The sequence below is a fragment of the Haemophilus sputorum HK 2154 genome (genome assembly GCF_000287615.1).
GTDB classification, from domain to species: Bacteria; Pseudomonadota; Gammaproteobacteria; order Enterobacterales; family Pasteurellaceae; genus Haemophilus_A; species Haemophilus_A sputorum.
The window spans coordinates 752,365-776,549 of the sequence record NZ_ALJP01000009.1 but is presented as its reverse complement, the minus strand read 5'-3'; the positions used below and the strand labels follow the sequence as shown (position 1 = coordinate 776,549).

General features: G+C 40.2%; 20 protein-coding genes. 14 read left to right on the top strand and 6 right to left on the bottom strand.

Going from position 1 to position 24,185, the window contains the following annotated elements; all coding sequences use genetic code 11:
* The first annotated feature begins 18 nt into the window (after positions 1 to 18).
* The 6 genes from aspS to ruvC all read left to right on the top strand — a co-directional run bounded on the left by aspS (position 19) and on the right by ruvC (position 4,633).
* Complete coding sequence (aspS, locus tag HMPREF1128_RS06135) at positions 19 to 1,794, top strand: aspartate--tRNA ligase (protein WP_007524629.1); 1,776 nt, start codon at positions 19 to 21, stop codon at positions 1,792 to 1,794.
* Positions 1,795 to 1,797: 3 nt separating this feature from the next.
* On the top strand, positions 1,798 to 2,166 hold the full coding sequence (locus tag HMPREF1128_RS06130; protein WP_010130051.1) for a hypothetical protein: 369 nt from the start codon (positions 1,798 to 1,800) through the stop codon (positions 2,164 to 2,166).
* Positions 2,166 to 2,615, top strand: a complete 450-nt coding sequence (gene nudB, locus HMPREF1128_RS06125) for a dihydroneopterin triphosphate diphosphatase (protein ID WP_029495408.1) — start codon at positions 2,166 to 2,168, stop codon at positions 2,613 to 2,615. The genes HMPREF1128_RS06130 and nudB overlap by 1 nt, the downstream gene beginning before the upstream one ends.
* A gap of 105 nt (positions 2,616 to 2,720) precedes the next feature.
* Entirely contained in the window at positions 2,721 to 3,461 is a 741-nt protein-coding gene (locus tag HMPREF1128_RS06120) for a YebC/PmpR family DNA-binding transcriptional regulator (protein ID WP_007524254.1), read from the top strand.
* A gap of 89 nt (positions 3,462 to 3,550) precedes the next feature.
* Complete coding sequence (locus HMPREF1128_RS06115) at positions 3,551 to 4,000, top strand: hypothetical protein (RefSeq protein WP_007524049.1); 450 nt, start codon at positions 3,551 to 3,553, stop codon at positions 3,998 to 4,000.
* 54 nt (positions 4,001 to 4,054) lie between these two features.
* Positions 4,055 to 4,633 (top strand): crossover junction endodeoxyribonuclease RuvC, encoded by a 579-nt coding sequence (ruvC, locus tag HMPREF1128_RS06110; protein WP_007525364.1) that lies wholly within the window; start codon positions 4,055 to 4,057, stop codon positions 4,631 to 4,633.
* Positions 4,634 to 4,665: 32 nt separating this feature from the next.
* Here ruvC and HMPREF1128_RS06105 read toward each other — a convergent pair whose 3' ends face one another.
* A complete protein-coding gene (locus HMPREF1128_RS06105) occupies positions 4,666 to 5,655 on the bottom strand; it encodes an oxidoreductase (protein ID WP_007525390.1) in 990 nt (329 codons plus the stop codon).
* A gap of 49 nt (positions 5,656 to 5,704) precedes the next feature.
* On the opposite strand from HMPREF1128_RS06105, the gene ybaK reads away from it, so the two are divergent.
* From ybaK to HMPREF1128_RS06070, 7 genes are all read left to right on the top strand, one after another.
* Positions 5,705 to 6,178, top strand: a complete 474-nt coding sequence (gene ybaK / locus HMPREF1128_RS06100) for a Cys-tRNA(Pro)/Cys-tRNA(Cys) deacylase YbaK (RefSeq protein WP_007524154.1) — start codon at positions 5,705 to 5,707, stop codon at positions 6,176 to 6,178.
* A gap of 121 nt (positions 6,179 to 6,299) precedes the next feature.
* Positions 6,300 to 6,581, top strand: coding sequence for a LexA regulated protein (gene ybfE, locus HMPREF1128_RS06095; RefSeq protein WP_007524170.1), 282 nt, complete (start codon positions 6,300 to 6,302; stop codon positions 6,579 to 6,581).
* A gap of 18 nt (positions 6,582 to 6,599) precedes the next feature.
* A complete protein-coding gene (gene fldA / locus HMPREF1128_RS06090; protein WP_007525313.1) occupies positions 6,600 to 7,124 on the top strand; it encodes a flavodoxin FldA in 525 nt (174 codons plus the stop codon).
* A gap of 30 nt (positions 7,125 to 7,154) precedes the next feature.
* On the top strand, positions 7,155 to 7,604 hold the full coding sequence (fur, locus tag HMPREF1128_RS06085) for a ferric iron uptake transcriptional regulator (RefSeq protein ID WP_007525355.1): 450 nt from the start codon (positions 7,155 to 7,157) through the stop codon (positions 7,602 to 7,604).
* A 92-nt stretch (positions 7,605 to 7,696) separates the two neighbouring features.
* Positions 7,697 to 10,378: a PqiB family protein gene (locus tag HMPREF1128_RS06080; RefSeq protein WP_007524824.1), complete on the top strand. Its 2,682-nt coding sequence runs from the start codon at positions 7,697 to 7,699 to the stop codon at positions 10,376 to 10,378.
* 50 nt (positions 10,379 to 10,428) lie between these two features.
* Positions 10,429 to 10,938 (top strand): S-ribosylhomocysteine lyase, encoded by a 510-nt coding sequence (luxS, locus tag HMPREF1128_RS06075; protein WP_007524587.1) that lies wholly within the window; start codon positions 10,429 to 10,431, stop codon positions 10,936 to 10,938.
* A 145-nt stretch (positions 10,939 to 11,083) separates the two neighbouring features.
* Positions 11,084 to 12,937 carry an ABC transporter ATP-binding protein gene (locus HMPREF1128_RS06070; protein ID WP_007524137.1) on the top strand — a complete coding sequence of 618 codons (1,854 nt, stop codon included), beginning with the start codon at positions 11,084 to 11,086 and terminating at the stop codon, positions 12,935 to 12,937.
* A gap of 93 nt (positions 12,938 to 13,030) precedes the next feature.
* On the opposite strand, the gene HMPREF1128_RS06065 is transcribed toward HMPREF1128_RS06070, so the two are convergent.
* The 5 genes from HMPREF1128_RS06065 to glgB all read right to left on the bottom strand — a co-directional run bounded on the left by HMPREF1128_RS06065 (position 13,031) and on the right by glgB (position 22,681).
* Positions 13,031 to 15,496, bottom strand: a complete 2,466-nt coding sequence (locus tag HMPREF1128_RS06065) for a glycogen/starch/alpha-glucan phosphorylase (protein WP_007524009.1) — start codon at positions 15,494 to 15,496, stop codon at positions 13,031 to 13,033.
* A gap of 161 nt (positions 15,497 to 15,657) precedes the next feature.
* A complete protein-coding gene (gene glgA, locus HMPREF1128_RS06060; RefSeq protein WP_007525428.1) occupies positions 15,658 to 17,088 on the bottom strand; it encodes a glycogen synthase GlgA in 1,431 nt (476 codons plus the stop codon).
* 47 nt (positions 17,089 to 17,135) lie between these two features.
* The gene (glgC, locus tag HMPREF1128_RS06055) at positions 17,136 to 18,431 is read right to left on the bottom strand and encodes a glucose-1-phosphate adenylyltransferase (RefSeq protein WP_007525301.1); all 1,296 of its coding nucleotides are present in this window, start codon (positions 18,429 to 18,431) and stop codon (positions 17,136 to 17,138) included.
* 17 nt (positions 18,432 to 18,448) lie between these two features.
* Positions 18,449 to 20,449 carry a glycogen debranching protein GlgX gene (glgX, locus tag HMPREF1128_RS06050; protein ID WP_007523970.1) on the bottom strand — a complete coding sequence of 667 codons (2,001 nt, stop codon included), beginning with the start codon at positions 20,447 to 20,449 and terminating at the stop codon, positions 18,449 to 18,451.
* 42 nt (positions 20,450 to 20,491) lie between these two features.
* Entirely contained in the window at positions 20,492 to 22,681 is a 2,190-nt protein-coding gene (glgB, locus tag HMPREF1128_RS06045) for a 1,4-alpha-glucan branching protein GlgB (protein WP_007524521.1), read from the bottom strand.
* 298 nt (positions 22,682 to 22,979) lie between these two features.
* On the opposite strand from glgB, the gene lpxB reads away from it, so the two are divergent.
* Positions 22,980 to 24,167, top strand: coding sequence for a lipid-A-disaccharide synthase (gene lpxB / locus HMPREF1128_RS06040; RefSeq protein WP_007524678.1), 1,188 nt, complete (start codon positions 22,980 to 22,982; stop codon positions 24,165 to 24,167).
* Positions 24,168 to 24,185 lie beyond the last annotated feature (18 nt).

Genomic DNA, 24,185 nt, shown 5'->3' with positions numbered 1-24,185 from the left:
TTAAAAGGACAATAAAATATGATGCGTACAAACTATTGTGGTGAATTAAATCGCAGCCACGTTGGACAAAATGTGACTTTAAGTGGCTGGGTGCACCGTGTGCGTAACCTTGGTCGTTTTATCTTTATACAAATTCGCGACCGTGAAGGCATTGTGCAAGTTTTCTTTGATGAAAAAGATGAAGCTTTATTTAAAGTTGCCTCAGGTTTGCGTGCAGAAGCGTGTGTGCAAATTCAAGGTGAAGTGATTGCGCGTGATGAGTCACAAATCAATAAAGAGATGGCAACGGGTGAAATTGAAGTGTTAGTAAAAAATGTGTTGGTATATAACAACGCTGATGTTCTCCCGCTTGACTTCAACCAAAACAATACCGAAGAACAACGCTTAAAATATCGCTACTTAGATTTACGTCGTCCTGAAATGGCGGAAAAACTTAAAACCCGTGCGAAAATCACTAGCTTTGTACGCCGTTATATGGATAAACACGGTTTCTTAGATATTGAAACTCCAATGTTGACTAAAGCAACGCCAGAAGGTGCGCGTGACTACTTAGTGCCAAGCCGTGTACATAAAGGTAAATTCTATGCGTTGCCACAATCTCCGCAGCTTTTCAAACAGCTTCTTATGATGTCTGGTTTTGACCGTTACTATCAAATCGTAAAGTGTTTCCGCGATGAAGATTTACGTGCAGACCGTCAGCCAGAATTTACCCAAATCGATGTGGAGACTTCATTCTTAACCGCAGAAGAAGTGCGCGCGTTAATGGAAGAGATGATCCACGGTTTATGGTTAGACCGCTTAAATGTGGATCTAGGCAAATTCCCACAAATGACATGGCATGAAGCGATGAATCGTTTTGGTTCTGATAAACCAGATTTACGTAACCCATTAGAATTGGTCGATGTGGCAGACATTTTAAAAGATGTTGAATTTAAAGTATTTCATGAACCTGCTAACTCAGAAGATGGTCGTGTAACTGTTTTACGCGTACCGAATGGTGCAGCTTTAACGCGTAAACAAATTGATGAATATACTCAATTTGTGGGCATCTATGGTGCAAAAGGCTTAGCATGGGCGAAAATCAATGATGTGAATGCGGGAATGGAAGGCATTCAAAGCCCAGTAGCAAAATTCTTAAACGAAGATGTATTCAAAGCTTTAATTGCGCGCACGCAAGCGCAGACAGGGGATATTTTATTCTTCGGTGCAGATAAATGGCAGGTTGTTACTGATTCAATGGGCGCATTACGCTTAAAAGTGGGTCGTGATTTAGGTTTAACTGATTTAAGTGCATGGAAACCACTTTGGGTTGTTGATTTCCCAATGTTTGAACGTGATGAAGAAGGCAACCTTTCAGCGATGCACCACCCATTTACTTCACCAAAAGGTTTAACTCCAGAAGAGTTAGCTGCAAATCCAGTTAATGCTGTAGCAAATGCGTACGATATGGTTATCAATGGTTACGAAGTAGGTGGTGGTTCCGTACGTATTTTCGACCCGAAAATGCAGCAAACTGTGTTCAACATTCTAGGCATTAACGAACAAGAGCAACAAGAAAAATTCGGTTTCTTACTTGATGCATTAAAATTCGGTACGCCACCGCATGCTGGTTTAGCATTTGGTTTAGACCGTTTAACCATGTTAATTACAGGTACAGAAAATATCCGTGATGTAATTGCGTTCCCGAAAACGACCGCCGCGGCATGTTTAATGACTGAAGCACCAAGCTATGCAAATCCACAAGCATTGGACGAGTTAGCGATTGCGGTTGTGAAAAAAGAAGACATAGAGTAATAAATGCTAAATATCTTTAATAGCATTAAAGAAAAGGACTCAACTAACTTAGCCCTTTCTTTTAAATGGTGGTCAACTGTCAGTTTAGTAGTGTTTATTTTCTCTAAATCGATAAATTTAGAGCAATATTCATGGTATCCGAGTAATTCTATATATCAGATATTAATTGAGCTAATTATTGGTTTCATTTTTCAGCTTCAACTTAGTAAGTTAAAAAAAGGGAATATTGACATTGATAAAAAACTCATTGATACAATAACTGAAAAATATCAATTAAATGAAAGAGTTGTACAATTCATTTTGTTTATTGGAGCTATTTCTATGTATGTTTTATTAAGGTTTGGATTAGGGCATTATTACGCTAATAAATAATGAAATACAAAAATCCTCATTCTGTTCTTGTCGTCATTTACTCCCAAAATTCAGGTAAAGTCTTAATGCTGCAACGCCAAGATGATCCTGAATTTTGGCAATCTGTCACAGGCTCTCTGGAACCAAACGAACAGCCGTTTGAAACAGCAATTCGGGAAGTGAGAGAAGAAACAGGGATTGATATTGCAACACAAAATTTATCGCTTGTTGATTGTAATGAGTCGGTACTTTTTGAAATTTTTCCACAATTTCGGTATAAATACGCGCCTGATGTGACACATAATCGGGAGCATTGGTTTTTATTGGGTTTACCGAATGAGCAAACCCCAATTTTAACTGAACATCTGGCTTTTCAATGGGTATCTGTTGATAAGGCTATCGAAATAACAAAATCGCCCAATAATGCGGCGGCGATAGCAAAATATTTAACAAATAACCCTCCTCTTTAGAAAAGAGGGGCTGGGGGAGATTTGACATCAATATCAAATTTTCTTACTGAGTGTAAGGTTATTTTACCAAATTCAAAACATAGTTAAAAAGAAGGAAACAAGAGAATGGCAGGTCATAGTAAGTGGGCTAACATTAAACACCGTAAAGCAGCACAAGATGCGCAACGCGGTAAAATTTTTACAAAATTAATTCGTGAATTAGTAACAGCTGCGAAAATTGGTGGTGGCGATGTTGCTTCAAACCCACGTTTACGTTCAGCAGTAGATAAAGCGTTATCAAACAATATGACGCGTGACACTATTAACCGTGCCATTGAACGTGGTGTAGGTGGTGGCGATGACACCAATATGGAAACCAAAATCTATGAAGGTTACGGCCCAGGCGGTACTGCAGTTATGGTGGAATGTTTAAGTGATAACGCTAACCGTACGATTTCACAGGTTCGTCCAAGCTTTACTAAATGTGGTGGTAACTTAGGAACAGAAGGTTCTGTGGGTTACTTATTTAGCAAAAAAGGCCTAATTTTAATTGCAGAAGCCGATGAAGATGCATTAACAGAAGCAGCAATTGAAGCGGGTGCAGATGATATTCAACCACAAGATGACGGTTCATTTGAAATTTACACCGCTTGGGAAGATTTGGGCGATGTGCGTGATGGTATTGAAAAGGCTGGTTTCAAAATTCAAGAAGCAGAAGTAACTATGATTCCATCAACTTCTGTTGATTTAGATGCGGAAACTGCACCAAAATTATTACGTTTAATCGAGATGCTAGAAGATTGTGATGATGTACAAAATGTCTATCATAACGGTGAGATCAGTGACGAAGTAGCGGCGCTACTTTAATCAATTGATTTTAAAATCGGAACTTTATTTATTTTAAAGTTTCTAAGTGAGTACCCCAAGTCGGGGGCTTATATTAAGAGGATTCAATAATGAAATTCACTAAAGTTTTACCGGCATTTGCTGCCGCTATCGCATTATCTGCTTGTGCAAATGAAGCACCTAAAATGGAAAAAGCACCTGAGCAAGCTGCTGCAATGACTCAAGCTCTACCTACCATTACAGATAAAACTGTCGTTTATTCTTGCAACAAGAAAACTGTAACTGCAGTGTACCAATTCGAAAACCAAGAGCCAACAGGCGCAATGGTTAGCGTAGGTAACAAAGTGATTGCGAAAGACTTTGCTCGTGATAAATCACAAACCGATTTTACTAGCTTCACCTCAGGCAACTATGTGTGGAACGTAGATAGCGGTTTAACTTTAGATAAATTTGATTCTGTGGTGCCAGTGAATTTAATTCAAAAAGGCAAAAATAGCGATAAAATCATCGTGAAAAACTGCGATGTGAACGCGAAAGCAACAGCAAAAGCGAATTTATAATTTGTTATTTAAAAGCGGCTAGCATTGCTAGCCGTTTATTTTTTATTGGAATTTATGAGTATTATTTTGGGTATTGACCCAGGTTCTCGTGTAACTGGTTATGGTGTGATTCGCCAACAAGGCCGGCATTTAGAATATCTTGGTAGTGGGGCTATTCGCACAGCTGTTGAAGATTTACCCACACGGCTTAAGCGCATTTATGCGGGTGTGACGGAAATTATTACCCAATTTCAACCAGATATGTTTGCGATTGAACAGGTTTTTATGGCAAAGAATGCTGATTCTGCATTGAAATTAGGTCAGGCTCGCGGAACAGCGATTGTGGCGGCAGTGAATCAGGATTTGCCTGTGTTTGAATATGCCGCAAGAGCAGTGAAGCAAACGGTGGTAGGAATTGGTTCAGCTGATAAAGTGCAAGTGCAAGAAATGGTTAGCCGAATTTTACAGCTTTCAGCTAAACCTCAAGCGGATGCGGCAGATGCTTTAGCCATTGCTATTACACATGCCCATTCTATTCAGCACTCTTTGGTGGTTTCTCGCCAGCATCATGGCGAAGCGAAAAGCGATAAAGAGCAAGTTTTAGCGCTAATGAAAACGAGATATAGTCGAGGGCGTTTCCGCCTGAAAGGTTAAAACGCACCCGAAGGTGCGTTTTTTTATTGATGTTAATAATCAAGAACTAAAGCGAGTAGTTCAACTGCTAAGAATGCTAGGCCGAAACGTTGTTCATCTGCGACGCTCCAGAATTGGAGTTCATTTTCTGCGCTAGCTAATAATTGGCTAAGTTGCAGTTGGGTATTTTCTTCTTCATCTTCACCATTTTTAACCGCAGTAATGACGGTTTCTTCATTAAAATTCAACCAATCACTTTGTTGCCATTGTTGACTTAATTCAGTTGCATCAAGCTGATAAGCAGAGTGTACCGAGACCATTTGTGAAATACCGTAGAAGACAGGTGTTTGCACAGTATGGAAGCGCACGCAAGCGGTCAAATTTGGTAACACTTTTGCAAGTTGTAGATGGAACATTCGTGAGAATGGTAATTTTTTTTCATCGCCTTGAACATTTGCTGGTACGACATCGAAAGCGATGCGCTCTGCATTTTCATCAAATGGAATACCGTTTAATAAGCGTGCAGTTTGTCCAGCAAGTTCTTTAACTTTCTCATCCCCAAAATAAGCAGCTGGTAATAGCGAGGTTACGAAAACATCTGCCAAATCTTGTTCAAGAAGTGGTTTTAATGCTAAAGCTAATTGAGAAATTTGTGGGTTAGCTAGTGCAACAATATTACGTTCACGCAAGTTTTCTAGTGCTTCATTGTTCACGCTTGGCACGATAACCGGCACATCACTAATCAGTGCAGTAATACCGTATAAATCTAAAATAATACAGCCTGCTTGGGTTGCTTTTGCTAAAATTTCTGCTTGTGCCATTGGGGCTGCAAAAAGAACATGAGTAAATTGCGACCAATCTAGGTTATCTAATTCAAATTGTTCGACTGCTTTTGCACCAAAACGTAAGTTTTGCTCTTCACCGAATGGTTCAAGTTCGATTGCAGAAATTTTATCAATTGATAAATCCTTTTGTTCTAGGGCTTCAAGTAATTTTTCTGCCAGTGTAAAATCTGTGGCGATAGCTAAATGAATATTTGACATAATTTCTCCTTTATTGAATCGGGAAATTATACGCTAAAAAGGAGAGAAAATGACACCAGCGGTAAATTTACTTAAAAAACAGAAAGTCGCTTTTACCCTTCATCCTTATGAGCATGACCCAAATAATACGAATTTTGGGCAAGAAGCGGTCGAAAAGCTTGGTGTAGATGCAAATCAAACGTTTAAAACCTTATTAGTGGCTGAAAATGGCGATCAGAAAAAATTAGCTGTGATGGTGGTGCCTGTTTCTTCTTCGCTCAATTTAAAGCGTGCAGCACAAGCTTTAGGCGTTAAGAAAGTCGAAATGGCAGATAAAGAGATTGCGCAGAAAACAACGGGTTATCTCCTAGGTGGTATTAGCCCATTAGGTCAGAAAAAGCGTTTGCCAACGGTCATTGAAGCTTCTGCTCAAGATTTTGAGGTTATTTATGTTTCAGGCGGGAAAAGAGGGTTAGATATTTCGCTTAATCCGCAAGATCTAGCTAGATTGCTAGATGCACAGTTTGCAGAAATCAAAGAATAAATTTATAATTTTCTGTCTTAGATTTCCAACTTTTTATGAGTTGTGATATATTTACTAATTAAGAATTTAGCTTCTCATTCTCAATTAAGAGAATGTGCAAATTCTCACTGTGTGGAAGATTATGGCAAAACAAGATGCAGATTGTATCACGCTAGATTTGTTCGCCACCGTACCTAGAGTTGGGCGCCCCCGTACTAATCCGCTAAGTCGAGAACAGCAAATCCGAATCAACAAACGTAATCAGCTTAAACGGGATAAATCCAGTGGCTTGAAGCGTGTAGAGTTAAAATTACACACAGATTTGGTTGAGAGGTTAGAAATTGAGGCAGCAGAAGAGGGGCTGACACGTGGGCAGCTTATCGAACGTATTTTAAATCATTATATCAATGGTGACATTGAATAGGCACAATAGGAAAAAAATATGGCGGTTGTAGGGTTATTCTACGGAAGTGACACTGGTAATACAGAAAACATTTCAAAAATGATTCAAAAAGACTTAGGTGCAAACCTAGTTGATATTCGTGATATTGCTAAAAGTAGTAAAGAAGATATTGAAGCGTACGACTTCTTATTATTTGGTATTCCAACTTGGTACTATGGTGAGTCTCAAGCTGATTGGGATGATTTTATGCCAACCTTAAAAGAAATTGATTTCAACGGCAAAATCGTCGGTATTTTCGGGTGTGGCGACCAAGAAGACTATGCGGAATATTTCTGTGATGCAATGGGAACATTGCGTGAAATCGTAGAAGAGAATGGTGCGGTTGTTGTCGGTCATTGGCCAACAGCGAGTTATAACTTCGATGCTTCACAAGCATTAATCGATGATGAAACCTTCGTTGGTTTATGTATTGATGAAGATCGTCAACCAGAATTAACGAATGAACGTGTAAAAGCATGGTGTAAGCAACTTCGTGAAGAAATGTGTTTAGATCAACTTGCTTAATCTAATTTAAATAAGACAAAGGTGACAGAGATGTCTGAAGAAAATATCAAATTATTAAAAAATGTTGGGTTAAAGGTGACTGAACCTCGACTCACGATTCTTGCCCTAATGCAAGATGTGCGTAGCGAAATGCAGCACTTTGCCGCAGAAGATATTTATCGACTCCTGCTTGAAAAAGGATCTGATATTGGTTTAGCGACCGTTTATCGTGTATTAAATCAGTTTGAAGAGGTGGGCATTTTAGTTCGCCATAGCTTTGATTCTAATAAGGCAGTGTTTGAGTTAAACATCGATCATGACCATGATCACATTATCTGTATGGATTGTGGTAAAGTGTTTGAGTTTAAAGATCCAGATATTGAACGCCGTCAACGTGAAATTAGTGAACAACACGGGATTCAATTAGAAACCAGAAGCCTTTATCTTTATGGCAAATGTAGCGATATCGCACATTGTGACTCTTCAAAAGAGAAAAAATAAAGTTGGTTTATTTAGAGCTTAAATAGAAGCGGTAAGATTTCGTAAAAGTTTTGCAAAATCTTACCGCTTGTGTATTTATTAAAATTTAGAAAATGACAGAGAATACAGAGAATTTAGAAAACGTAGCTAAGGCGAAAATTAGGCCGCCTCGTCGTATTTCACCATTTTGGATTTTACCTATTGTTGCGTTTGTAATTGGCGCATTGCTTTTTTTCCAAATATTAAAAGAGCAAGGGACGACTATTCGCATTCGATTCAACGAAGGTGATGGGATTAATGCAGGTAAAACGGCAGTTCGTTACCAAGGCTTACAAATTGGTTTAGTTAAAAAAGTCTATTTTGTGGATAACCTAGATAAAGTTGAGGTTGAGGCAGAGATCAATCCCGAAGCAAAATCGGTCTTAAAAGAAGGAACATTGTTTTGGATAGTCAAGCCGACAGCTTCATTAGCCGGGGTCTCAGGACTAGATACGTTGGTGTCAGGAAATTACATCACGTTACAACCGAATACTGATCCGAATGCAGATTCAAAAACTTCTTTTATTGCAGAAGAAGAACCACCAATGGTTGTTGCAACTGATGGTGATTTAATTGTGCGTTTGGTTGCTGATGATCTTGGTTCAATGACCACAGGTGCTGCAGTTTACTATCGAAAAATTCCAGTTGGAAAAGTGGCAGATTATCGTTTTAATCAGGCGCATAACAAGGTTGAAATTGATCTGTTAATTGAAAAGAAATATACCAATCTTGTGAAAAAAGATTCACGCTTTTGGAATATTAGTGGGATGAATATTAAGGCTGGTTTATCTGGTGTGGATGTTTCGGTAGATAGCTTGGCATCGGTTGTAATTGGTGCTGTTTCTTTTGATTCACCGGATAATTCAGAAAATGCAGAACAAGGGCAGACTTATAATCTTTATCCGAACTTAAAAGCCGCGCAACGTGGCATAGAAGTGGCGGTAACATTGCCGATAATCACTAATCTTAAAGTAAACGAAACCGCTGTTTTTTATAAAAACGTACAAGTGGGGATTCTATCAGATTTATCTTTTACACCAGATAATGAAGAAAATCAGAATCTAGGCATGGAAAAAAACCATGGTAAGCTTACTGGAACATTGTTAATTGATCCAAATCATGCAGATTTGCTTAAAAGTGGTAGCAAAATTTTGGTTAAAGAGCCGAGCTTTAACTTAAATAAAGAGCAAATTAGTAAAATTGGTGAGCTTTTCCGTGGTGCTTACTTTGAAATTCAAGCTGGTAGCGGAGAGCCTGAATTTAGTTTCCATGTAGAAAAAGAAGCTGATTACTTGCTTTCTTTACCGAATATATTGCCGTTGCATTTAACTGCCCCGCAATCTTATGGGGTAGATGTTGGGCAGGGAATTTATTACAACGATATTCAAATTGGTGAAATTCTTAAACGCCAATTAACCTTAGAAAATATTCATTTTGAAGGGATTATTTACCCTGCTTATCGTAATCTAGTGGGCGCGAATAGTCAGTTTGTGGCGATTTCTAACCTAGATGTAAATGTAGGGTTAGATGGTGTTCGTGTTCAAGCAGGTTCACCAACAGATTGGTTAAAAGGCGGTGTGCGCTTGCTCTCAGCCCAAGCTAAAGGCGAAGTGCAAAGAAGCTATCCGTTATATAAAAACATCGAAAATGCGCAAGCAGGCATTATCTCAAATGATAAGCAGACTACGTTAACGCTTACTGCAAGCCAACTGAATGGTATTGATAAAGGCTCAGTAGTGTTGTATCGCGATTATCAAGTTGGGGAAGTGCTTAGCGTGGTGCCTAAAAAGAATCACTTTGAAGTGGCTTTGTTTATTGAACCAAGCCAACGTCATTTATTAGGCAGCCAAAGTCGTTTCTGGGTTGAACCTGCGGTTTCTGCCGAGGTTTCTCTAAAAGGCGTGAGTGTTCAAGCAGCACCATTGATGCGTACTTTAAAAGGTGCAATTGGATTTGATAATCAAGGCACTAAAGCCAACAACAAAACCTTATTTGCGAGCAAGGAAAAGGCGACTGCAAACGGCAGCTATATTACGCTTATTGCTAAAGATGCGGCAAAACTCTCTAAAGGTATGGAGATTAAATATATGGGCTTAACCGTTGGAAGAGTAGAGTCGCTAGAATTACAATCTGCAAAAAAACAGATAAAAGCGACCGCTTACCTAGAAGGGCAATATGCTAGTTTAGTAGCAAAATCAGGTTCTAGCTTTAAAGTGATTTCACCAGAAATCACGACCTCTGGCGTTAAGAATTTAGATGCTGCTTTAGGAAACTATATTCAGGTAGATGTGGGTAATGGCAAAGCGCAAACGCAATTTAATATTGCGGATACCGATACCATTAGTACCACTTATGCGAATGGTTTCCCTGTCATTGTGGAAACGAGCGATGCACACGGTATTGTAGAAGAAGCGCCAGTCTTGTTTAGAGGCATGCAAGTGGGGATCGTGAAACGCTTGAATTTAAGTGAGTTGGGCGATCGTGTCTTTATTCATTTAACGATTGAGAATAAATACAAGCACTTGATCCGTAACAATACTGAATTCTGGGCAGCTTCAGGTTATACCATGGATATTAGCTTGCAAGGTGTGAGCATGAATTCTGGCACGATGTCGCAATTGCTTAAAGGCGGAATTGAATTCTCTACGCCGTCAGGTCGTGTAGTGCAGCCACAAGCGAAAGCGAATCGCCACTTTATTTTACAACGCAAAATCCCACAAGATGCCGCTTCTTGGGATCAGGGAATTGCAGAATAATTTAGCTTTATTTAGAAGCTTTGTACCCATTTAATTTTTAGGAGCAAATTATGCCTTTATTAGATAGTTTTAAAGTTGACCATACGCGCATGAATGCACCTGCAGTGCGTGTGGCAAAAACCATGACAACCCCAAAAGGGGACACTATTACAGTGTTTGATTTACGTTTTTGCCGTCCGAATATTGATATTTTACCAGTGCGTGGTATTCATACCATGGAACACTTATTTGCAGGGTTCATGCGCGATCACTTAAATAGCGATAGCGTGGAGATTATTGATATTTCACCAATGGGATGCCGTACTGGTTTTTATATGTCGCTTATCGGTGCGCCAAGCGAACAAGCGGTTGTTGCCGCGTGGACAGCTTCAATGGAAGATGCGCTAAATAAGGTGCCAGATGTTTCTAAAATTCCAGAATTGAATGAATATCAATGTGGCTCTTATAAAGAGCACTCTTTGGAAGAAGCACATCAAATTGCGCGTGATGTATTAGCAAAAGGCATTGGCGTAAATCGCAACGAAGATCTTGCGTTAGATGAGAAATTGTTGAATCCTTAATCAAATCAACTGCCTGTCATGTGTGAACTTGCTACACACAAGCGGTCGATTTTCTGTGGTATTTTGCAAACGCATATTAGCGTTGAAATGAGATACCTTAATTTTCGGACGCATTTTATGCGTCCTTCATTTTTTAGGGAGTTTTATGTTTAACAAGATTTTTACTTGGTTTGAAAATCGGATTGAAACGTACCCCGAAGAGGCACCAAAAACACCAAAAGCCGGCGTTGTCCCTTTTATTTTTGAGGCAACAAAAGGCATGCGTTTTTATATTATTTTGCTGACGATATTAGTCGCGACGGTTGGCATTATTGAAGCGGTGCTGTTTCAATTCATGGGAGACTTGGTCGATTGGGTGAATAAATTTAGCCCAAGTGAACTTTGGGCAGAGAAAAGCGGTGCTATCTTATCAATGTTTTTGATTGCCTGCTTAGGCGTGTTATTTGTTTATGTCTCCAGCTCAATTCGTTTTCAGGCACTACAAGGCGTATTTCCAATGCGCTTGCGTTGGAATTTCCACCGTTTAATGCTTGGACAGAGTATGGGTTTTTACCAAGATGAATTTGCCGGAAGGGTATCAGCAAAAGTGATGCAAACCGCACTTGCTGTACGTGATGTCGTCATGACTTGTGCGGATATGATGATTTATGTCATGGTTTATTTAACCACTTCAAGTGTGATTTTATGGCAACTTGATATCTGGTTATTGTTACCTTTTTTGCTCTGGGTGTTGGGATTAGGTTTAACTATCCGCATTTTTGTACCTAAATTAGCGCAAGCAGCGCAAGAACAGTCGGATGCGAGAAGTTTGATGACAGGTCGAATCACGGACGCATACTCTAACATTATGACTGTGAAGCTTTTCTCTCATGGCAATCGTGAATCGAGTTATGCGAAAGAGTCCATGCAAGAGTTTATGGTTACGGTCAATAAACAAATGCGTTTGGTCACGGTGATTGAAACCTTAACCAACTTTATGAGTATTAGTTTAATTATTTCAACAGCGGCTATTGGTTTGTGGTTATGGGGAGCCTCTCTTGTTAGTGCTGGCGCAATTGCAACTTCAACGGCATTAGCTTTGCGCATTAAAGGGCTTTCACAATGGATTATGTGGGAGTTCGCTCGTTTGTTTGAAAATTTAGGCACCGTGCAAGATGGCATGATTACACTTTCTAAACCGCATAGTGTGGTGGATAAAGCAGATGCGAAGGCATTGGTGGTAAATCATGGTGAGATTAAATTTGAACATGTTGATTTTGCTTATGATCCGAAAAAGCCATTGCTGAAGGATTTCAGTTTAACCATTAAGCCGGGCGAAAAAGTCGGTTTGGTTGGGCGCAGTGGCGCTGGAAAATCGACGCTGACTAATTTATTGCTCCGTTTTTATGATATTCAGCAAGGTGAAATCAGTATTGATGGACAAAATGTGGCTGCAATTACTCAAGAGAGTTTACGAGCGCAGATTGGTTTAGTCACTCAAGATACCTCTTTATTGCATCGTTCTGTTCGTGAAAATTTAATGTACGGTAATCCGCAAGCGACGGAAGAAAAAATGTTGAAAGCAGTAGAAAAAGCGGCTGCGGCAGAATTTATTCCGAATTTGCAAGATGCAAAAGGCCGTACCGGGTTTGATGCGCATGTGGGCGAGCGTGGTGTAAAACTGTCAGGAGGTCAGCGCCAACGTATCGCAATTGCACGCGTGATGTTAAAAGATGCGCCGATTTTATTATTAGATGAAGCGACCAGTGCGCTAGATTCTGAGGTCGAAGCGGCGATTCAAGAAAATCTCACAGAGCTAATGAAGGGTAAAACGGTATTAGCGATTGCTCACCGTCTATCTACTATCATGGCAATGGATAGATTGATTGTGTTAGATAAAGGGCAGATTGTAGAGCAAGGCACGCATGAAGAATTATTAGCTGAGAATGGCGTTTATGCGAAACTTTGGGCGCACCAAAGCGGTGGTTTTTTAGCTGAAGATGATTCGCATCCTGCTTGATTTGCAAAAAGTTAAGGAAATTCGACCGCTTGTTGGTTTCATTTTAGAAAAAAGCCCCGTTAAATTTAACGGGGCTTTCGTTTAGGAAAAAGATTATTTATTACTACTTAGTGGTTTCACTTTCCAGATGTTATCCGCATATTCCATGATGGTACGGTCTGAAGAGAAGAAGCCCATATTGATAATATTTTGAATAGTACTATCAATCCATTTATCACGATTTTTATATTTTTCATCAACTTTCGCTTGCGCATCTACATAACTTCTAAAGTCTGCTAAAGACTGATAGTAGTCATGGTATTGTAGATTTTGCGTTAAGTTGGTGTAACGCATCGGATCTTCTGGAGAGAATTGACCTGCAACAAGTGCACCAATAACACGGTTAAGCTGCTCATCTTGCTGATAGTATTCAGCCGGATTATAGCCTTTTTGGCGTAGGGCATTTACTTGTTCAACGGTATTACCGAAAATAAAGATATGCTCTTCGCCAACGTTGTCTAGAATCTCAACATTTGCGCCATCTAACGTACCTAGTGTTAACGCACCATTTAAGGCAAATTTCATGTTACTGGTACCAGACGCTTCCGTTCCTGCAAGTGAAATTTGCTCTGAAATATCTGCTGCTGGAATAATTAATTGTGCTAGGCTCACGCTATAGTTTGGAATAAATACTAATTTGAGTCTGCCTTTTAAGCGCTCATCATTGTTGATGATATTTGCTACATCATTGATTAAATGAATCGTTTGTTTCGCTGCATAGTAAGCAGAAGCTGCTTTACCTGCAAGAATGAATACACGTGGTTTCCACTCTTTTTCTGGGTTTTCCAACATAGCTTGATAGCGTGCAATAATATGAAGTACGTTAAGAATTTGACGTTTGTATTCGTGAATACGTTTTACTTGCACATCAAATAACGCATGTGGATCAAGGTCAATATCCAGCGTTTTCTTCACATAATTTGCTAGCTTCACTTTGTTTTCAAATTTAATGTCTGCAATAGCACGTTTGAATGCTGATTCTGATGCAAATTTAGAAAGTTGCTTAATTTGGCCTAAATCAGTACGCCATTGATGACCAATATATTGATCAAATAAAGCCGCTAATTTCGGGTTTGCTACGGCTAACCAACGGCGTGGGGTGATACCGTTCGTTACATTGGTAAAGCGTTCTGGATAGATGCGAGCAAAATCTGCAAAGGTCGAACTTACCATTAAATCAGAGTGAATAGCTGCAACGCCATTGACTTTGTGTGAACCAACCACAGAAAGCCAGCCCATACGCACTTTACGTTGATAGCCTTCTTCAATGAGCGATACGCGGCTGATGAAATCATTATCGGTTGTAATATAAGTGCGAACATATTCTAAGAAATGGTCGTTAATATCGAAGATGATTTGTAAATGACGTGGCAAGATGTTTGCCATCATTTCTACTGGCCAAGTTTCTAAAGCTTCTGACATCAAAGTGTGGCAAGTATAAGAGAAAATGCGGCGGGTCATATCCCAAGCAGTTTCCCATTCAAGCCCTTCTTCATCTACTAAGATACGCATTAACTCTGGAATTGCTAATGTTGGGTGAGTATCGTTTAAGTGAATGGCTACTTTATCCGCAAGGTCTTCAATTGTTTTATGTGTGCGTTTATGGCGACGAATAATATCTTGTAAAGAAGCAGCTACTAAGAAATATTCTTGGCGTAAACGTAATTCACGTCCATTCCAAGTAGAGTCATCTGGATAAAGTACGCGAGAAAGGTTTTTCTTGCTAGAACGTTCTTCCACGGCACCTAAGTGATCACCACGGTTGAAATCTGCTAAATCAAATGATTCACCACCATGTGCTGCCCATAAACGAAGGGTTGCCGCAGAATTGTTTTCATAGCCAGGAATCATCTGGTCATAAGCTAATGCGGTTACACAGTCTTGCGGGCTCCAAATACATTTTTTGTCTTCGAAGTAGATATGGCCGCCAAAAGCTACTTTATATTTTTTAGATGGGCGCATAAATTCCCATGGAGCCCCTTTTTCTAACCAAGCGTCTGGGCATTCCACTTGTTGGCCGTTTTCAATTTTTTGACGGAACATGCCGTATTCATAACGAATACCGTAGCCCATACCAGGTAGATTTAAAGTTGCAATCGAGTCCATGAAGCAAGCCGCTAATCGGCCAAGACCACCGTTACCTAGACCTGGATCGATTTCTTTTTCAATAATGGTTTCTAAATCTACGTCTAATTCTGCAAGTGCGGTTTGTACAGTTTCATACAAGCCTTCTGCGATCATGGCATTTGAAAGTGAGCGACCGATGAGGAATTCCATAGAAAGGTAATAAACTCGGCGAGTATCTTCTGCACGAGCTTGGCGGGCAGTTGTAATCCAGCCTTCAGTCACGAAATCACGTACGGCAGATAAGGTGGCATTTAACCAGTCACGTTGGCTAGCCTCTTGAGGCGAGCGTCCGATAGAAAAAATAAGTTTGGAAACAATCGCTTTTTTTAATGATTCAGTATCAATTTTAGGGCGGTTGTATAAAAATGGAGAATCAAAATTATCCATTGACATAGGAAACCTCTGTAATGTTAAGGAAAATTCAAAAATGGCTGTCCTATTTTTTTAGGACAAAACGAATAAATTTTAGTCTTTTTTTAGTAAAAAACAACAAAAATCATACCGCTTGTTAAGTGAGATTTACCTCATAAGCGGTATGATTTTAGGTTAATAGTTTAAAGAGATTGGTAAAGCGCTAAATAATGTTGTGCTGCTGTTTTCCAACTAAAATCTTGGTGCATTGCGTTACTTCTTACGCTAGACCACAAGCGTGGTTTTTGCCAAAGTGTAAAGGCACGCATAATCGCTTTAGTTAATGCTTCAGAATTAGCTTCTGTAAAACTAAAGCCCGTTGCAGTGCGATCTTTTATCGTGTCAGCCGTCGTATTGACAACAGTATCTGCTAGGCCGCCAGTTGCACGTACTAATGGTAAAGTACCATATTGCAAGCCATAGAGCTGGGTTAAGCCACATGGCTCAAAGCGACTTGGTACTAAAATAACATCACCGCCTGCGACCATTAAATGCGAAAGCGCTTCATCATAGCCAATTTTTACCGCAATATGTTCTGGATAACTTTCAGCTAATTGACGAATGCCATGTTCAAGATGCTCTGCGCCTGATCCTAGAATCACTAATTGCCCGCCTTGTCGAACAATTTCGCCGGCACTTTCAATTAAGAGATCTACGCCTTTTTGTTCAGTTAAGCGGGTAACCATGACAAACAGTAGTGCGTCATTATCTTGTGGTAAGTTAAAGTAAGCTTGTAATTCTGCTTTATTCTTTTTCTTACCTGTCATAGATTTGATTTTGTAGTGATGGGTAATGTAGCTATCTACACTAGGATGCCAAATATTTTCATCCACGCCATTTAGAATGCCCACTAATTTACCTTCGGCTTCTAAGCCACTTAGTAATCCTTCTAATCCATAAGCAAATTCAGCAGTGGTAATTTCTTTGGCATAAGTTGGACTAACAGCCGTTACCGCATCAGAATAATAGAGGCCGGCTTTTAAATATGAGATTTGCCCAAATAGCTCTAAGCCGTCAACATGGAACATTTGTTCTGGTAAGCCGATTTCATAAAGATGGCGGTGATCAAATTTACCTTGATAAGCTAAGTTATGAATAGTCATAACTGATTTTGCAGGTCTGCCCTTATAGAATAAGTAAGCTGCGGCAAGTCCTGCATGCCAATCGTGTGCATGCACAATATCGGCTTTCCACCAGCTATCAAGCCCACTAGCAAGCTCAGCCCCAACCCAAGCGAGTAGCGCAAAACGTTTGTAGTTATCGCCATAATCATTGTAGTAGGCATCATGATAAGGGTTTCCTTCTCGGGCATAGAGATGTGGCGCATCGATTAAATAGATGCCGATGCCTTGATAGTGCCCATAACGCAAAGTAACATGTCCTGCGAAGTTATCAAATTCTGCAACAACTTCTGTGTCAGGAATCCCTTTTGTCAATGCAGGATATGCAGGTAATAAAATGCGAGTGTCCATCCCAATTGCTTGTTGAGCAAAAGGTAATGCCCCTAATACATCGGCAAGTCCGCCGGTTTTTAGGAGAGGGTAGAGTTCCGAGCAAACGTGTAATACTTTCATTGCAGTTCCTTATTAAAAGCGGTGGGGCTAAGCCCCACCGTTGTTTATTAGTCTAAATGTTCTTCTGGCGCAGCCACTTCACCTTGGAGTTTTTTCAACATAGCTGGTGTGACTAATACCACTTTGCCTGTTGAGCTTACTCTAAAACGGGTGCTATCTAGCGCTTTATCTACCCCGATTTGCATGTTATCTGGAATAGTGCAATGGCGGTCGATAATACAATCTTTCAAAATACAGTTTTTACCAATTTGTACTTCTGGTAAAACAACGCTGTGATCAATAAAAGAGCCTTCTTGGATTTTAATTCTATCAAAGAGGACTGAATTACTGATAGATGCATCCGTAATCACACAGCCACCGCCAATTAGTGAGTTATCTACAGGCTTAATATTGTTATTTTTGTAGAAGAATTTTGACGGATAAGTTTGTACTGGATTTCCGCGAATTGGCCAGCTTTGGTCATAAATATCCAATTGTGGATTTTCAGAAACCAAGTCGATATTGGATTGCCAGAAGCTATCGAGCGTACCGACATCACGCCAGTAAATTTCGCCTTCAGTATTACGACCCATGCAAGAGCGGCTAAATGGATGCGCATAAAGCGTACCTTCCTCTAAACATCTTGGCAGAACATCTTTACCGAAATCGTGAGAGGTATAAGGTTTTTGGACTTCTTTTTCTAGCATTTGATAAAGGTAGTCTGCATCAAAAACATAAATCCCCATCGAAGCTAATGAAACATCAGGTTTGCCAACCATGGCTGGTGGATCTTTTGGTTTTTCAACAAAGGCTTTGACTTTTAAATTTTCATTCACAGCCATCACACCAAATTCATGCGCTTCGCTACGTGGCACTTCAATACAACCTACTGTACATTTTGCACCGCTGATGACGTGATCCATGAGCATCACGCTGTAATCTTGTTTGTAGATATGGTCACCCGCTAAAATTAAAATATATTTCGGACGATAGTGATTGCGAATAATCGCCATATTTTGATAAACCGCATCCGCTGTACCACGATACCAAGTGGAATCGTCAATTTGTTGACGTGCTGGTAACATATCTACGAATTCCCCACGCTCTTGTGGTAAGAATGACCAGCCTGTTTGTAAATGGCGTAATAAAGAGTGCGCTGCATATTGGGTAACCACACCAATACGGTTTAATCCAGAGTTGATACAGTTTGATAATGCGAAGTCGATAATACGACGGTTACCACCAAAATAAAGTGCTGGTTTTGCACGTTTATCTGTAAGTTCGTGCAAGCGTGAGCCGCGGCCACCTGCTAAGATAAGGACTAAGGTATCCTTGACTAAATCATATTTATTTGGACTTTTCATAATAAGCTCCTCTAAGTTTAAAAATCTTTAACTTGCAACACGCAAAACGTTTTATCAGACGTTTCAAAGTGGTGCGATGAACAGGTGATATCGTGCGAGCTCAGCACTACTTCCCAATCAAATTGATTAGGCAATAAAAAGGTTTGAGGCACGGTTTTGCCGTTAATAAGCAATAAGTAGCGATTATCAAGCAAAATTTGGAAGGCTTTAGTATTAGAGTCTTGCCAATTAGCAATCTCCATAGGTTGCCCATGAATGTTCAGCCACTGCACGTTTCCATCATGCCACCATCGATCAGCCGTGAGACTCGCAATCTGCTTTCTTAAAGCGATGGTCTGTGCAGTAAAATTAAATAGTGGTTGATTGAAGTTTGCCCAATTCAACCAAGTGATTTCGTTATCTTGACAGTAGGCGTTATTGTTGCCTTGTTGGCTATGACCAAATTCATCACCTGCAAGCAGCATTGGCGTGCCATTTGCTAGCAATAGCGTTATTAACAAGCTAGCTTGGGTAATAAAACGGTTTTGTTCAATTGTTGATTTATTGGGTTCAGAAGACAGAATTTCATTGCCTTCGAATCCGTGGTTATAGCTGTAATTTTCATTACGCCCATCGCAGTTTTCTTCGCCATTTGCTTCATTGTGTTTAGTGTTATAACTGACTAAATCACGCAAAGTGAAACCGTCATGTGCGGTAATAAAATTAACAGAGGTGTGTGGCAAGCGGTCATTTTTTGCGAATAAATCGCTAGAACCTGAAAAACGTTCAGCAAATGCGCCTAACGCGCCACTTTGCCATAACCAGAAGCGATTCATATCATCACGGAAACGATCATTCCATTCCGCAAAATAAGCGGGGAATTGTCCAACCTGATAGCCACCATAGCCAATATCCCATGGTTCAGCGATCAATTTCACTTTTTGCAAAATTGGATCGCTCGCTAATTTTTCAAATAAGGTAGCTTGTGCGTGAAAATCTGGCGTTGCTCTGCCTAAGACTGTGGCAAGATCAAAGCGAAAACCATCTACATGACAATCTTCTACCCAATAACGTAGGCAGTCGATAAACCATTGGCACCCTGCATCGGTAGCAATATTCAGTGTATTGCCACAACCGGTTGCATTAAGATATTCACCTTGTGCGTTTTGCCAATAGTAGTGAGCATCATCAATACCGCGTTGGCTAAAGGTTGGGAAATCTTTTTCTGATTCAGCAGTATGGTTAAATACCACATCCAAAATCACCTCAATGCCAGCCTGGTGCAACGCTTTAACCATCTGTTTAAATTCTGTTAGCGGGTTATCTGTTGCGGCATATTTGGGCTCTACAGCAAACATTGCAAGCGGGTTATATCCCCAATAGTTTTGCAAATTTTTTGCTTGTAAATGTGGCTCATCAATAAAGAAGTTTATTGGGAGTAATTCCACCGCAGTAATGCCTAAAGCTTTAAAGTAAGCCAAGTTAGTTGGGTGAGCGAGCCCTGCATAGGTGCCACGCAAAACTTCAGGAATATTGGCATTTAGCTTACTAAAGCCTTTAACGTGTAATTCATAGATAATGCTGTTTGCCCATGGGATATTTGGCGCACAATCGCCTGTCCAGTCAAATTGGGTATCAATAACCACCGCTTTTGGTGCGAGAGCTGCGTTATCCCGAGGGTCATTTAATAAGAACCAACTTTTCGCCTCAGGCGTGCTTAAATCAGGTTTTCCATTAACGGCTTTAGCGTAAGGGTCGAGCATCAATTTTTGTGAATTAGCAGATTCACCATGGATTCTAAAACCATATTCTGTGCCAGTTTCCGCCCCTAACACGGCTAAATGCCAAATGTTATCAGTACGCACCATTGGCAAGCGAGTCTCTTTCTGCCCATCAAACAGGCAGAGTTCAACTGCCGTTGCGGCAGATGAAAAGAGTGCAAAATTGGTAAATGATTTACCATTTTTGACCGCTTGTGTTTTATGATATTGGGTAGCGCCTAGCGGGAAAGCCTTGCCTTGGTTGTAAACTGTAAACATACTCTTCTAACCTAAAGAATTGATGCCCGTGAGTGAGGAAAATTATCCTTGAAATTTTAAATATACGGTTGCTAATGGCGGAACCGAGACAGAAATCGAGTTTTCACGCCCGTGGCTATGAATGGCTTCGCTTTCTACGCAACCAAAGTTACCTATGTTTGAGCCTTGGTAATACATAGAATCTGTATTTAAAATCTCTTCATATTTACCTGCGACATTCACACCTATGCGGTAATCGTGGCGTGGAACGGGTGTAAAGTTGCTGATCACAATAATTCTTTCGCCATCTTCGCTTTTACGTTCAAAAGCAAAAACAGAGTGTTCAGCATCATCAACCACTAACCAATCGAAACCTTCAGGTTGATTATCTAATTCAAACAGTGCAGGGTGCGTTTTATAAATGCGGTTGAGATCTTTTACTAATTTCAGAACGCCTTTATGCCATTCGCCACCGATATTTTCATCAAGTAAGAACCAGTCGAGACTTTCTTCGTAATTCCATTCTCGACCTTGTGCAAATTCATTGCCCATAAATAATAATTTCTTACCTGGATGACCCCACATAAAGCCATAATAAGCACGTAGGTTGGCAAATTTTTGCCATGCATCGCCCGGCATTTTGCCTAAAAGTGAACATTTGCCGTGTACGACTTCATCGTGAGAAAGTGGTAGTACAAAGTTTTCACTGTATTGGTACATCATGCCAAAGGTCATTTTATTGTGATGGTATTGGCGATAAACTGGGTCTAATTTCATATAGGAAAGCGTGTCATTCATCCAACCCATATTCCATTTGAAATTAAAGCCTAACCCGCCGTTTTCGCTTGGATGGGTTACGCCCGCAAATGAGGTTGATTCTTCAGCAATAGAAAGACAACCTGGCATTTCTTCGTGAATTTTCCAGTTAGTATGTTTTAAGAATTCAATCGCTTCTAAATTTTCTCGTCCACCATATTGATTTGGAATCCATTCACCTTCAGCACGGCTGTAATCGCGGTAGATCATCGAAGCAACAGCATCGACTCGAATACCATCGATGCCAAAGCGTTCTAACCAATAAAGTGCATTACTTGAAAGATAATTACGCACTTCATAACGGCCATAGTTATAAATAAGCGTATGCCAATCTTGGTGGTAGCCTTCTCTTGGATCGGCGTGTTCATATAATGCAGTACCATCAAAAGAGACTAAGCCGTGAGTATCACTTGGGAAATGTCCTGGTACCCAGTCTAAAATAACGTTAATGCCGGCTTCATGTGCGCGGTCAACTAAACGGCGGAAAGCTTGTGGATCGCCAAAACGACTGGTTGGAGAGTACAGGCCAATCGGTTGATAACCCCAAGAGCCATCAAACGGATATTCAGAAAGTGGTAAAAATTCAATATGGGTAAAGCCCATATCTTTAACATAAGTAATCAGTTCGTCAGCAATTTGATCGTAGTCTAACCAATAGTTATTGGCTAAATTGCGACGCCATGAACCTAAGTGAACTTCATAAATTGAAATCGGTTGGTTCGCTTGATTTGCTTTTTTGCGTGCTTCGGTCATTGGCACAAAAGGTGGTAGTGCATTAATTTGTGAAGCGGTATCTGGGCGAAGTTGTGAGCTAAATGCATAAGGGTCAGCTTTTAGGCGTAAATTGCCGTTGCAATCAATCAATTCAAATTTATAAAGTTGACCAAGACTCGCTTTTGGTAAGAAGAGTTCCCATACACCACTATTTGGATGGAAACGCATTGGATGACGGCGACCGTCCCAATAGTTAAAGTCACCTACGACAGAGACTCGTTTCGCATTTGGTGCCCATAAACGGAAATTCACACCGCTCACGCCTTCGCACTCCATAAAATGCGCGCCTAATACTTCGTAAGGACGTAACAATGACCCTTCTCCAAATAACCATTGGGAGAAATCATCTAGCATTGGATGGAAACGATATGGGTCTTCAATAATTTGTGCTTCATGTCCCCAAAAGACTTGTAATTGGTAGGCAAAGAAATCTAACGTATTTGGTATGACGCCGGCAAAAAAACCACGTTCGTCTAGTAGGCTTAGCTCACATACCTCAGATTGTTTTTCTTTATCGATGACGATTACTTTGTGGGCATCAGGCAATAGAGCACGAATTTCAATACCATGCTCCGTTTCATGCATACCTAGGACGGAAAAGGGGTCAGCGTGCGTGCCATCAAAAAATGCATTGATGATAGAAGGGGCTACGAGTAGTGTCATAAAAACCTCACTTGATTTGGAAGTGGGCGTTGAATGAAAATGAGAATTCAACGGATTAGAAAATGTGAAATAAATTGCACATCGCTTTAAATGTCTATTTTTTGTAGTCAGATTAAAAAACTATCAATTTTCATCTGTTTTTCATTCTAACTGTAATCAAAAGAAATACAATCGCCATTATTTCAAATCGTGATCTTTGTCAAATAATTTTTCATAAATTTATGAATTGCTTACAATGATTGCTATTCGGTAGAATGACAATATAATGAGCCCTTTATATGTAAACTTGGGGAGCAAAATGAACGACCAATCTCCTTTAATTGCCTTGGTCGCCGGGGAAGTTTCTGGCGATATTTTAGGTGCAGGGCTTATCAATGCGTTGAAAGTTCACTATCCAGGTGCGCGCTTTATCGGCGTGGCGGGAGAGAGAATGCAACAAGCTGGTTGTGAAACGATGTTTGATATGGAAGAGCTTGCTGTAATGGGGTTAGCAGAAGTGGTAAAACACTTGCCACGTTTGCTTAAACGCCGTAAGGAAGTGATTGAAACCATGCTTGCTGCCAAACCTGATATTTTTATCGGTATTGATGCACCAGATTTTAACCTGACGGTAGAGCAAAAACTTAAAGCGAATGGCATTAAAACGATTCATTATGTTAGCCCTTCTGTATGGGCTTGGCGTCAAAGCCGAGTACATAAAATTAAAGCAGCAACTAATATGGTGTTAGCGTTTTTACCGTTTGAAAAAGCCTTTTATGATAAGTTTGAAACGCCTTGTCGTTTTATCGGTCATACCATGGCAGATAGCATTGCGCTGAAACCGAATCGCCTTGAAGCTTGCCAACAACTTGGTTTACCTAGCGATAAGCGATATGTCGCGATGTTAGTTGGTAGCCGCCAAAGTGAGATTCATTTTCTTGCAGAGCCTTTTTTAAAAGCCGCACAAATTTTACAAGAACAGTATCCCGATATTACGTTTTTAGTGCCAATGGTAAATGAAAAACGCCAAGCTCAGTTTGAAGCAATAAAAGCGGAAATCGCCCCGAATTTAGCGCTCCATATTATTCAAGGGCAAGCGCGTCAAGCGATGATTGCGTCGGAATGTACTTTATTAGCATCGGGCACCGCTGCATTAGAAGCGATGTTGTGCAAATCGCCGATGGTAGTGGGGTATAAAATGAAGCCGTTTACTTATTGGCTAGCAAAACGACTAGTCAAAACAGACTATATTTCGCTCCCTAATTTATTGGCGAATGCGCCTTTAGTACCGGAGTTAATTCAAGAAGCGTGTAATCCTGAAAATTTAGCTGCTCATTTGAGTCAGTATTTGGCAGAAGATGTTGAAAGCCAACAGCAAAAAAATGCGCTCAAACAGCGATTTACCGAATTACACAAACTCATTCAATGTGATGCAGATGCGAGTGCTGCGCAAGCTGTGGTAGATTTGTTATCACAACCTGATGAAAATAGCCCGCAAGCGGTCTAATTTTCTTTATTTTTTACC

Bases quoted from the DNA above. Each gene is read 5' to 3' on its own strand.
- aspS (WP_007524629.1), top strand. From the start codon at position 19: ATGATGCGTACAAACTATTGTGGTGAATTAAATCGCAGCCACGTTGGA.
- HMPREF1128_RS06130 (WP_010130051.1), top strand. From the start codon at position 1,798: ATGCTAAATATCTTTAATAGCATTAAAGAAAAGGACTCAACTAACTTA.
- nudB (WP_029495408.1), top strand. From the start codon at position 2,166: ATGAAATACAAAAATCCTCATTCTGTTCTTGTCGTCATTTACTCCCAA.
- HMPREF1128_RS06120 (WP_007524254.1), top strand. From the start codon at position 2,721: ATGGCAGGTCATAGTAAGTGGGCTAACATTAAACACCGTAAAGCAGCA.
- HMPREF1128_RS06115 (WP_007524049.1), top strand. From the start codon at position 3,551: ATGAAATTCACTAAAGTTTTACCGGCATTTGCTGCCGCTATCGCATTA.
- ruvC (WP_007525364.1), top strand. From the start codon at position 4,055: ATGAGTATTATTTTGGGTATTGACCCAGGTTCTCGTGTAACTGGTTAT.
- HMPREF1128_RS06105 (WP_007525390.1), bottom strand. From the start codon at position 5,655: ATGTCAAATATTCATTTAGCTATCGCCACAGATTTTACACTGGCAGAA.
- ybaK (WP_007524154.1), top strand. From the start codon at position 5,705: ATGACACCAGCGGTAAATTTACTTAAAAAACAGAAAGTCGCTTTTACC.
- ybfE (WP_007524170.1), top strand. From the start codon at position 6,300: ATGGCAAAACAAGATGCAGATTGTATCACGCTAGATTTGTTCGCCACC.
- fldA (WP_007525313.1), top strand. From the start codon at position 6,600: ATGGCGGTTGTAGGGTTATTCTACGGAAGTGACACTGGTAATACAGAA.
- fur (WP_007525355.1), top strand. From the start codon at position 7,155: ATGTCTGAAGAAAATATCAAATTATTAAAAAATGTTGGGTTAAAGGTG.
- HMPREF1128_RS06080 (WP_007524824.1), top strand. From the start codon at position 7,697: ATGACAGAGAATACAGAGAATTTAGAAAACGTAGCTAAGGCGAAAATT.
- luxS (WP_007524587.1), top strand. From the start codon at position 10,429: ATGCCTTTATTAGATAGTTTTAAAGTTGACCATACGCGCATGAATGCA.
- HMPREF1128_RS06070 (WP_007524137.1), top strand. From the start codon at position 11,084: ATGTTTAACAAGATTTTTACTTGGTTTGAAAATCGGATTGAAACGTAC.
- HMPREF1128_RS06065 (WP_007524009.1), bottom strand. From the start codon at position 15,496: ATGTCAATGGATAATTTTGATTCTCCATTTTTATACAACCGCCCTAAA.
- glgA (WP_007525428.1), bottom strand. From the start codon at position 17,088: ATGAAAGTATTACACGTTTGCTCGGAACTCTACCCTCTCCTAAAAACC.
- glgC (WP_007525301.1), bottom strand. From the start codon at position 18,431: ATGAAAAGTCCAAATAAATATGATTTAGTCAAGGATACCTTAGTCCTT.
- glgX (WP_007523970.1), bottom strand. From the start codon at position 20,449: ATGTTTACAGTTTACAACCAAGGCAAGGCTTTCCCGCTAGGCGCTACC.
- glgB (WP_007524521.1), bottom strand. From the start codon at position 22,681: ATGACACTACTCGTAGCCCCTTCTATCATCAATGCATTTTTTGATGGC.
- lpxB (WP_007524678.1), top strand. From the start codon at position 22,980: ATGAACGACCAATCTCCTTTAATTGCCTTGGTCGCCGGGGAAGTTTCT.